Genomic DNA, 9,532 nt, shown 5'->3' on the forward strand with positions numbered 1-9,532 from the left:
CCGGAGCTGATCGAGCGTGGCCACACCTACAGCGCCCAGCCGCCGCTGAACAAGGTCAAGAACGGCACGCAAGAGCAATACATCAAAGACGACGCCGCCCTGGAAGAGTACCTGACGCAGTCGGCCCTGGAAGATGCGAGCCTGCACCTGAACGAAGAGGCCCCGGGCATTTCCGGTGAGGCGCTGGAACGTCTGGTGAACGACTTCCGCATGGTGATGAAGACCCTCAAGCGTCTGTCGCGCCTGTACCCGCAGGAGTTGACCGAACACTTCATCTATCTGCCGGCCGTGAGCCTGGAAATGCTCGGCGACCACGCCAAGATGCAGGACTGGCTGGCCCAGTACGAAGTTCGCTTGCGCACCAACGAGAAGTCCGGCCTGGTCTACAAAGCCAGCCTGCGTGAAGATCGTGAACGTGGCGTGTGGCTGCCAGAAGTCGAACTGATCTCCCACGGCCTGTCGAACTACGTGACGTTCAACCGTGACTTCTTCGGCAGCAACGACTACAAAACCGTCGTCACCCTCGGCGCTCAACTGAGCACCCTGCTCGACGAAGGCGCGTACATCCAGCGTGGCGAGCGCAAGAAAGCGGTCACCGAGTTCAAGGAAGCTTTGGACTGGCTGATGGCCGAAAGCACCAAGCGTCACACCATCCAGCGATACAAAGGTCTGGGCGAAATGAACCCGGATCAGCTGTGGGAAACCACCATGGACCCAAGCGTGCGCCGCATGCTGAAAGTCACCATCGAAGACGCCATTGGCGCAGACCAGATCTTCAACACCCTGATGGGTGATGCGGTCGAACCTCGCCGTGACTTCATCGAGAGCAATGCCTTGGCGGTGTCCAATCTGGATTTCTGATCCGGTACACCCGTGACGGTTCGGCCACCCCAAAGGGTTGGCCGGCCAAGCCAGAAGAAGGCCCGCGCAAGCGGGCTTTTTTTTGCGTACGATGCAGCCTCGATTCCAGCCTCTGATGTTGGCGCATGACGAATGGACGTGTATCGATGAAGGATCTGCTTAAACGCTTGCCGGTTAATCTCTTGCCTTTGCTGATGGGCGTTCTGGCATTTTTTATCGTCGTGGGGCCAAGGGCGCTAAACCCGGAAAACATTGCATGGCTGGGCCACAGTGATCCGGCGACGCATTACCTGGGGTGGGCGTTTTTCAGGCATTCACCCTGGTCGATTCCGCTGGGGCTCAATCCTTCCTATGGATTGGAGCTGGGCAGCGCGATCATCTTCTCGGATTCCAATCCGCTGTTTGCCTTTATCTTCAAACCGTTCGCTTCGCTGCTTCCCGAGCCGTTCCAGTACTTCGGGCTTTGGTTGCTGACGTGTTTTGTGCTGCAGAGCTGGTTTGCCTGGAAACTGATGGGGCTGGCCACAAGCAATGTGACAGTCCGTCTGTTGGGCGCGGCATTGTTTCTCTTCAACCCGGCGATGATTGCGCGCATGGGTGTCCATTTATCCCTTTCCGGACATTTCCTGATCCTCGCCGCGCTGTACCTGACGCTACGCCGTGGAAATGACAAGCGCGTTCTGGCCTGGGGAGGCCTGCTGGCTGCATCGGCTCTGGTCCATGCTTATCTGCTGGTCATGATTGCGTTGATCTGGTTCGCCGATCTTCTGTACCGAACCCTCAAAAACCAACTGAGATCGGGCAAGGCAGTTGCCGAGTTGTTCGGCCTCTTGTTGTTGACGGGATTGTGCTGCTGGCAGGCGGGCTATTTCACGATCAAGGGCGCCGGCTTGGCCTCCATCGGGTTTGGATTGTTCCGGGCGAATGCGTTGACCTTCTTCAACCCTGGCGGGTGGTCGTATGTCTTGAGGGATTTCCCCGGAGTGCCCGGCGATGGAGATGGCATGGCCTTCCCGGGGCTAGGGGTGATGTTGCTCCTCGTTTGCGCGTTGCCGCTCATGTTGTCCGGCAAGAACAACGGAGTGATGGCCGCCATACACAAGCGCTGGATATTGATGCTCGCGCTGGTCGGGTTGATGATTTTTGCGCTCTCCAACAAGGTCGGGATCGCGTCATACGAATTCGACTATTGGTTGCCGGACGCCTTCATTGAAATGGCGGGTATCTTCCGCGCATCGGGTCGAATGATCTGGCCGGTCATGTACGTGGCGATTTTCGCGGTGGTTTTCTTGGTGGCCCGAGGAACCAGACCGCATGCGGCGATCGTATTGTTGGCGCTGGCGGTGGTCGCTCAAGTGGCCGATACCCGTGCAGGCTGGGCAAACACGCGCAGCCATCTGATGATGGCTTCGCCGAGCAAGGAATGGAAAACCCCGTTAGTCGATCCTTTCTGGCGTAGCGCGGCATCGCATTATCAGAACGTGCGATGGATGAGTCCGCAAAACTTTTCCGTCCATTGGATGACACTGGCCGACTATGCAGGCAAATATCATCTGGCAACGGATGCCGTTTATCTGGGACGGGTCAGCGCGGTGGCGCAGGAAGCTGCTCAGCGTGCCGCAGAAAGGACCGTCGAGTCCGGAAAGTATGATGCCGACACCCTGTATGTACTGGACCAGCGGTCGGCGCTGCAAGCAACGGTCAAGCTGGATCGCACTGCCGATATCCTGGCCAGAATTGACGATTTTTATGTCTTGGCACCGGGTTGGAAGCGTTGTGCCGACTGTCCCGCCATCAAGGCAGTGCAACCTCAAGAGCTGATCCCGACTTTCCAGCCAGGTGAAAAAATTCAGTTTACCGATGGCAGTGCGGGGGCCGCCGGTCTGGGTACAGGCTGGTGGGTTTCTGATGCCTGGGGTACCGGGTCTGTGGGTTCAGATGCGGAAATCATTCTGAGACCCGCCGGTCGTGTGACCTCGCTGTCGCTGGAAGCCAACGCCTTCCTGGCGGAATCACATCCGCGCCAGGTGGTGGATATCCGCATCAATGATGTTGCGGTGCTCTCCACCAGCCTGACCCAAGCCAGCGCGAACAAGATCGATGTCGTGCTACCGCCGCAGGTGCAGCAGCTCGTTGCGCAGCAAGGTGTCTTGCGCATCCAGTTTCATTTTCCATTGGCGATCAGCCCACACGAACTGGGGATGAGTGTGGATGAACGAAAGCTGGCGATCGGGTTGCTCGGGTTGACGTTTCATTGATCAGTTAAAAGAGATCGCAGCGCCTGCATTGATCTCGTGCAGGAGCTGCCGGAGGCTGCGATCTTTTGATCTTCATTCTTGTGCAGTCGCCACACTCTCCAACCGATACCCGTACCCATAAATTGTCAGCAACTGCCATCCGCGATCGGCCGTCAGCCCCAGCTTGTTACGCAGCCGGTAGATATGCGTATCCAGTGGCCGTGACGAGGCCATCTCTTCATGGGGCCAGAAGCGCTCATACAAGTAATCCCGTGATAACGGTCGGCCAAGATTGCTGAACAGGCAGCGCGCCAGTCGATATTCACGCTCGGTCATCACGATGGGTTTGCCCTCGCGGGTGACCGTCAGTTCGGCGTCGTCGAACGTCAAATCATTGAAGCTCAGCACCTCGGTCGCGGCGCTGCGTGACAGATTGTGCCGACGCAATACGGCGGCGACTCGCGCTTTCAGCTCATTGGGCCGGAACGGTTTGCTCACGTAGTCGTCGGCGCCGGCATTCAGCGCCTGGACGATATCGCTTTCGCCATCGCGGCTGGTGAGCATGATCGCTGCGGGAGGCGCTTCCATGTGTTCGCGGGTCCAGCGCAGCAACGCCAGACCGGTGAGATCAGGCAATTGCCAGTCGAGGATCAGCAGGTCGAAGGTTTCCCGGCGCAGTTGTCGCAGCAGGTCTTCACCGCGCTCGAAGCTGTGCAGCGACCATGGCTGTTCGGAGGCTTCGACCATTTGCTGCAGAGTCTGCTCGACCCGGCGCAGTTCGGCGGGTTCGTCGTCCAGTATCGCAACGCGCATACGCGGTGGTTCCTTGTTGCTGGGGCATCTGGCCGTAAACCTTAGTCGCTCGGGCCTAGCCATGAAAGTAAGCGGCCCGCCGTTGGTCGACGTCCGCTATGATTCTTCGGGTCATGTCTCAGACCAGTGACCCATGAAACCATTTACATTGCCCTGCCCTTTTTCCCATGAATGACCGCAGACGGCACGAAAGCCGCGAACCGAGCCAGGTGCAGCGACTGTTCCGCCAGTTGGTGCGCGAGTGGTTGTGGATAAGTCTAGTGCTGTTACCGCTGACTGCGCTGTTGTCGTACCGGGCGCAGGTCAATCTGCATGACGCGTCACCGGGGTTGGGCGCCGTGCTTTCCGTGGGTTTGGTGACGTGCGTTCTCGGGCTATTGTTATGGCGCCCGCGTCTGGCACTTTGGGTGACGCTGATCGGTATGGCTAGTGTGTTATTGACCAGCGCAGGGTTGGCGGAGATGCGGCGGTGGTGGTCACCGACGCCAGCTGTGCTGGGCATGCTGTTCGGCTACCTGATCTGGAACTGGCGACGCCTCAGCGTGGTGCTGACCTACTTCGGCTGGGAGTTGGCACGGCTGGACAATGAACCGAAAGTCTTCCCGGAACGCCGTCGCGCGCAGTTCACGGGCGCTGATCGCCTGCAGGGACAGATCATGGCGCTTGAACAAGCGATGAGCCGCACCCGTGATACGCGGCGTTTTATCGCTGACGGTCTGGAATACCTGCCGGTCGCCACGCTGATCAGCGACCCCAAAGGGCAGATTCTGTTAGGCAATCGCAAGGCGCGAAACCTGTTTGATAACCCTCTGGTGGGCGACGATGTGCTCGATCAGTTGGCGCAACTCGGCTACCCCGAATTGTCCACTGCCGCCCGCCCGTCGTTATCCGCCCTGCCCCTGCTGGAGTTCCGCGATCACAAGGAACGCAGCCTGCGCCTGGAGCGCGCGGCGTTGTTGCCGGTGGACGGCGATACGCCCATCGGCTGGTTGCTGAGTCTGACCGACCTCAGTGCCGAGCGTGCGGCCGAAGAGCAACGCAGCGTTTTGCTGCGCTTTCTTTCCCATGATCTGCGCGCCCCCCATTCGGCCATCCTCGCGTTGCTCGATGTCCATCGCCATCAGGCTGGCGCGGATGCGCCGCTGTTCGAACAGATCGAACGCCAGGTGCGCCGCGCACTGTCGCTGACCGATGGCTTCGTATTGCTGGCGCGGGCGGAGTCCGAGACTTACCAGTTTCAGCCAAGCCTGTTTGCGATGCTGGTACTCGATGTGCTGGATCAGGCGTTGCCGATTGCCCAACAGAAAAGCATCGAACTGCTGCACGACATGGATGATCCTTCTCAAGAGCGTCTAGTGCTGGCTGATCAAGGACTGCTGACCCGGGCGCTGTTCAATCTGCTGGAAAACGCGATCAAGTACAGCGGACCTCACACCACGATTCACCTGCAGGTCCGCTGCGATGGCAACGTGTTGCGCGTTGAACTGAGTGATCAGGGTAAAGGCATTGCCGCCGAAGAGCTGCCCGATCTGTTTATTCAATACCGGCGGTTTTCCTCAGCCCAAGGCATCGATGGCGTCGGCTTGGGCCTGTCGATGGTCAAAGCTGTGGTCGATCACCATGGCGGCCGGATCGAGTGCCGCAGCGTGGTCGATCAAGGCACAACGTTCGTGCTTGAGCTGCCGTTGATTGCCGAGTAAGCAGGCACAAAAAAACCGGCTATATCAGCCGGTTTTTTCACTTCCGAAAAAAACTTATGCACCTTTTACGGTTTTTTATGAACTTGAGAAATATATAAGTAAATCAATCACTTAATTTCAATATTCAAGCCTTTTCAACAAAACCGTACACAGGTTATCCACAAAATCTCAGACAGCGATCTGATCATTTGCGGCCGGTGCCTGCGGGGCTGGCGGCAGCGAACCCATTTCGCGCTGAGTCTTCTCGTTCCAGGCCTGCACCCGATCATTCAGCTCGGCAATAGCGCGAGGCCCAGTGCCTTCGGCATACATTGGTTCACCGATGACCACAGTGATCACACCGGACTTCTTGCCCCAGCCGATTTTCGGCCAGAACTTGCCGGCATTGTGTGCAATCGGCAGTACCGGAAGCGCCGCATTCACCGCCAACGCGCTGCCACTACGGGAGAACTTGCCGACCGTGCCAAAAGGAACGCGGGTGCCCTCCGGGAAGATCAGTACCCAAACGTTGTCCTTGAGCAGCTCGTCACCCTTGGCCGCGACCTGTTTCAGCGCAGCTTTCGGGTTGTCACGGTCAATCGCGATCGGTCGCAGCATGGCCATGGCCCAGCCGAAGAACGGCACATAGAGCAATTCGCGCTTGAGCACTTGGCTCAACGGCGAGAAATAAGCGGAGAGAAAAAATGTCTCCCAAGTGCTCTGGTGGTTCGACTGAATCACGCAGGGCCGGTCAGGCACGTTTTGCGCGCCTTTGATTTCGTAACGGATACCCAGAAACACCTTGGTCAACCACAAGGCGCAACGGCACCAGTACACGTTGATAAAACGATATCGCGCCTTGAACGGCAGAAAGGGCGCGATGAAAAAGCTCAGGCTGCACCACAGCAAGGACGTGGTGCCCAGCAGCAGGTAAAAAAGGAAAATTCTGAAGGCCCGCAGTATCGACATGGCGACGTTTACCGTTACGGGGCAATGCCCGACTGTTCAAGCGCACTCCCGATCAATCCTGGTCAGGAATGTCAGAAGTACTCTAGTTGTGGATAAGTTCTGCGGCAATCGCCGCCAGATCGTCAAAAATCAGAGTGCCAACCGGCAGGGTTTTGCCCTGAGTCTTTTCGCCTTTCCCGGTCTTTACCAAAACTGGCTGTGAATCGACGGCTTTGGCGGCCTCCAGGTCACCAAGGCTGTCGCCGACGAACCAGACATTCTCAAGCGTCACGTTGTAATGCGCCGCGATGGTTTTCAACATGCCCGGTTTCGGTTTGCGGCAATCGCAACCTTCATCCGGCCCATGCGGGCAGTAAACGATCAGCCCGACTTCACCGCCCTGCTCCGCCACCAGCTCGCGCAGGCGCGCGTGCATGGCATCGAGGGTGGCGAGGTCGTAGTAGCCGCGAGCAATGCCCGACTGGTTGGTAGCCACTGCCACCGTCCAGCCGGCCTTGCTCAACTGCGCAATCGCCTCGATCGAGCCGGGCAACGGAATCCACTCCGACACTGACTTGATGTAAGCGTCGGAGTCGTAATTGATCACTCCGTCCCGATCGAGAATCAGCAGTTTCAAGAGCAATCCCTCAACCCAGCAGCGAAATGTCGGCAACACCGAGGAACAGGCCACGCAGACGAGCCAGCAGCGCGTAGCGGTTGGCCCTAACCTTGGCGTCTTCGGCATTGACCATCACCGCGTCGAAGAACGCATCGACCGGCTCACGCAATGCCGCCAGGCGTGCGAGCGATTCGTTGTACTGACGCGCGGCGGCCATAGGCTGTACAGCCTGATCCGCTTGCTGGATCGCCGAGTACAGCGAGAACTCGTTGGCGTTGTCGAAGTATTTGGCTTCAACCACAGTCGGCACCGAGCCTTCAACTTTGCTCAACAGGTTCGAAACACGCTTGTTCACCGCCGCCAGCGCTGCCGCTTCCGGCAGTTTGCGGAAGGCCTGAACCGCTTGCACACGCTGGTCGAAGTCCAGCGCCGAACCTGGTTTCAGGGCACGAACCGACAGGTAAGTGGCGACATCGACGCCTTCATCTTCGTAACGCGCACGCAGACGGTCGAAGATGAATTCCAGTACTGCTTCGTTGAGACCGGCCGCCTTGACCTTGGCACCGAACGCATTCACGGCGAAAGCCACGGCGTCGTTCAGGTCCAGATCGAGTTTCTTCTCGATCAGGATGCGCAGCACGCCGAGTGCCGCACGGCGCAGGGCATACGGGTCTTTGCTGCCGGTTGGCAGCATGCCGATACCGAAGATACCGACCAGGGTGTCGAGCTTGTCGGCGATGGCGACGGCTGCACCGGTCAGGGTCGCTGGCAGTTCGGCGCCGGCACCACGAGGCATGTACTGCTCGTTCAGTGCCAGCGCGACGTCTTCCGGCTCGCCGTCATTGAGGGCGTAGTAGTAACCGGCAACACCTTGCATCTCCGGGAACTCGCCAACCATTTCGGTGGCCAGGTCGCACTTCGACAGCAAACCTGCGCGGGCAGCCCACGAGGCGTTGCCGCCGATGCGTGCGGCGATGTACGCAGCCAGTCGGGAAACGCGTTCGGCCTTGTCGTAGACGCTGCCGAGTTTTTCCTGGAACACCACGTTCTGCAGGCGATCATTGAAGGCTTCGAGCTTCTGCTTCTTGTCTTGCTTGAAGAAGAACTCGGCGTCGGTCAGACGTGGGCGAACCACTTTCTCGTTACCGGCGATGATCTGCTGCGGATCTTTGCTTTCGATGTTGGCCACAGTGATGAAACGTGGCAGCAACTTGCCGTCGGCATCCAGCAGGCAGAAGTACTTCTGGTTGTCCTGCATGGTGGTGATCAGCGCTTCTTGCGGCACGTCGAGGAAGCGTTCCTCGAACGAGCACACCAGCGGCACCGGCCATTCGACCAGTGCGGTCACTTCGTCGAGCAGCGCCGGCGGAACGATTGCCGTGCCTTCCTGACGGGTGGCCAGCTCTTCGGTGCGCTTGCTGATGATCTCGCGACGCTCGTTGGCATCGGCCAGTACATAAGCGGCACGCAGGTCAGCCAGGTAGCTCGACGGCGAACCGATGCGCACGCTTTCCGGGTGGTGGAAGCGGTGACCGCGCGAATCACGGCCAGCCTTCTGCGCGAGGATGGTGCAATCGATGACCTGGTCACCGAGCAACATCACCAGCCACTGGGTCGGACGCACGAACTCTTCCTTGCGCGCACCCCAACGCATGCGTTTCGGGATCGGCAGGTCGTTCAGCGAATCTTCGACGATGGTCGGCAGCAGACTTGCGGTCGGCTTGCCGGCGATGCTTTGGCTGTAGCGCAGTTTCGGACCGCTCTGGTCGATTTCGCTCAGCTCGACGCCGCACTTCTTGGCGAAACCCAATGCAGCTTGAGTCGGGTTGCCGTCAGCGTCGAACGCCGCCTGACGTGGCGGGCCGTCGAGGTTGATGCTGCGATCCGGTTGCTGGGTAGCCAGCGCAGTGATCAGCACAGCCAGACGACGCGGTGCGGCGTAGACGGTTTTAGTCTCGTAGCTCAGGCCAGCCGCTTGCAGGCCCTTGTCGATACCGGCGAGGAACGCTTCAGCCAGAGTGTTCAGGGCTTTGGGTGGCAGTTCTTCGGTGCCCAGTTCAACCAGAAAATCTTGCGCACTCATTGTGCAGCCTCCAGCTTGGCCAGTACTTCGTCACGCAGGTCCGGGGTCGCCATCGGGAAGCCCAGCTTGGCGCGGGCCAGCAGGTAGGCTTGCGCAACGGAACGCGCCAGAGTGCGCACGCGCAGAATGTATTGCTGACGCGCAGTCACCGAGATCGCCCGGCGCGCATCCAGCAGGTTGAAGGTGTGCGACGCCTTCAGGACCATTTCGTAGCTTGGCAACGGCCGCGGCTGGTCGAGGTCGATCAGACGCTTGGCGTCGCTGTCATAGAAGTCGTCGAGGTCGCACAGCT

Annotated in this window: 7 protein-coding genes and 1 pseudogene; 3 read left to right on the forward strand and 5 right to left on the reverse strand. The window is 59.0% G+C overall.

What is annotated here, in order from left to right; all coding sequences use genetic code 11:
* A pseudogene (gyrB, locus tag ACIONG_RS28955) lies at positions 1–861 on the forward strand (DNA gyrase subunit B); the annotation flags it as partial.
* A 146-nt stretch (positions 862–1,007) separates the two neighbouring features.
* A complete protein-coding gene (locus ACIONG_RS28960) occupies positions 1,008–3,119 on the forward strand; it encodes a DUF6311 domain-containing protein (protein WP_401304331.1) in 2,112 nt (703 codons plus the stop codon).
* Between the two features lie 72 nt (positions 3,120–3,191).
* On the opposite strand, the gene ACIONG_RS28965 is transcribed toward ACIONG_RS28960, so the two are convergent.
* Positions 3,192–3,911: a response regulator transcription factor gene (locus ACIONG_RS28965; protein WP_103302872.1), complete on the reverse strand. Its 720-nt coding sequence runs from the start codon at positions 3,909–3,911 to the stop codon at positions 3,192–3,194.
* Between the two features lie 167 nt (positions 3,912–4,078).
* Between ACIONG_RS28965 and ACIONG_RS28970 the strand changes: the two genes are divergently transcribed.
* Positions 4,079–5,611 carry a sensor histidine kinase gene (locus tag ACIONG_RS28970; RefSeq protein WP_401304334.1) on the forward strand — a complete coding sequence of 511 codons (1,533 nt, stop codon included), beginning with the start codon at positions 4,079–4,081 and terminating at the stop codon, positions 5,609–5,611.
* Between the two features lie 168 nt (positions 5,612–5,779).
* Here ACIONG_RS28970 and ACIONG_RS28975 read toward each other — a convergent pair whose 3' ends face one another.
* From ACIONG_RS28975 to ACIONG_RS28990, 4 genes are all read right to left on the reverse strand, one after another.
* Positions 5,780–6,559, reverse strand: a complete 780-nt coding sequence (locus ACIONG_RS28975; RefSeq protein WP_401304336.1) for a lysophospholipid acyltransferase family protein — start codon at positions 6,557–6,559, stop codon at positions 5,780–5,782.
* Between the two features lie 82 nt (positions 6,560–6,641).
* Positions 6,642–7,181: a D-glycero-beta-D-manno-heptose 1,7-bisphosphate 7-phosphatase gene (gene gmhB / locus ACIONG_RS28980; protein WP_177431363.1), complete on the reverse strand. Its 540-nt coding sequence runs from the start codon at positions 7,179–7,181 to the stop codon at positions 6,642–6,644.
* A 4-nt stretch (positions 7,182–7,185) separates the two neighbouring features.
* Positions 7,186–9,240: a glycine--tRNA ligase subunit beta gene (gene glyS / locus ACIONG_RS28985; protein ID WP_103302876.1), complete on the reverse strand. Its 2,055-nt coding sequence runs from the start codon at positions 9,238–9,240 to the stop codon at positions 7,186–7,188.
* Positions 9,237–9,532, reverse strand: a 296-nt coding sequence (locus ACIONG_RS28990) for a glycine--tRNA ligase subunit alpha (protein WP_401304340.1), incomplete at its 5' end; no start/stop codon positions are given. The genes glyS and ACIONG_RS28990, both read right to left, overlap by 4 nt.

This window comes from Pseudomonas sp. NPDC087817 (genome assembly GCF_044742875.1).
Classification (GTDB): Bacteria; Pseudomonadota; Gammaproteobacteria; order Pseudomonadales; family Pseudomonadaceae; genus Aquipseudomonas.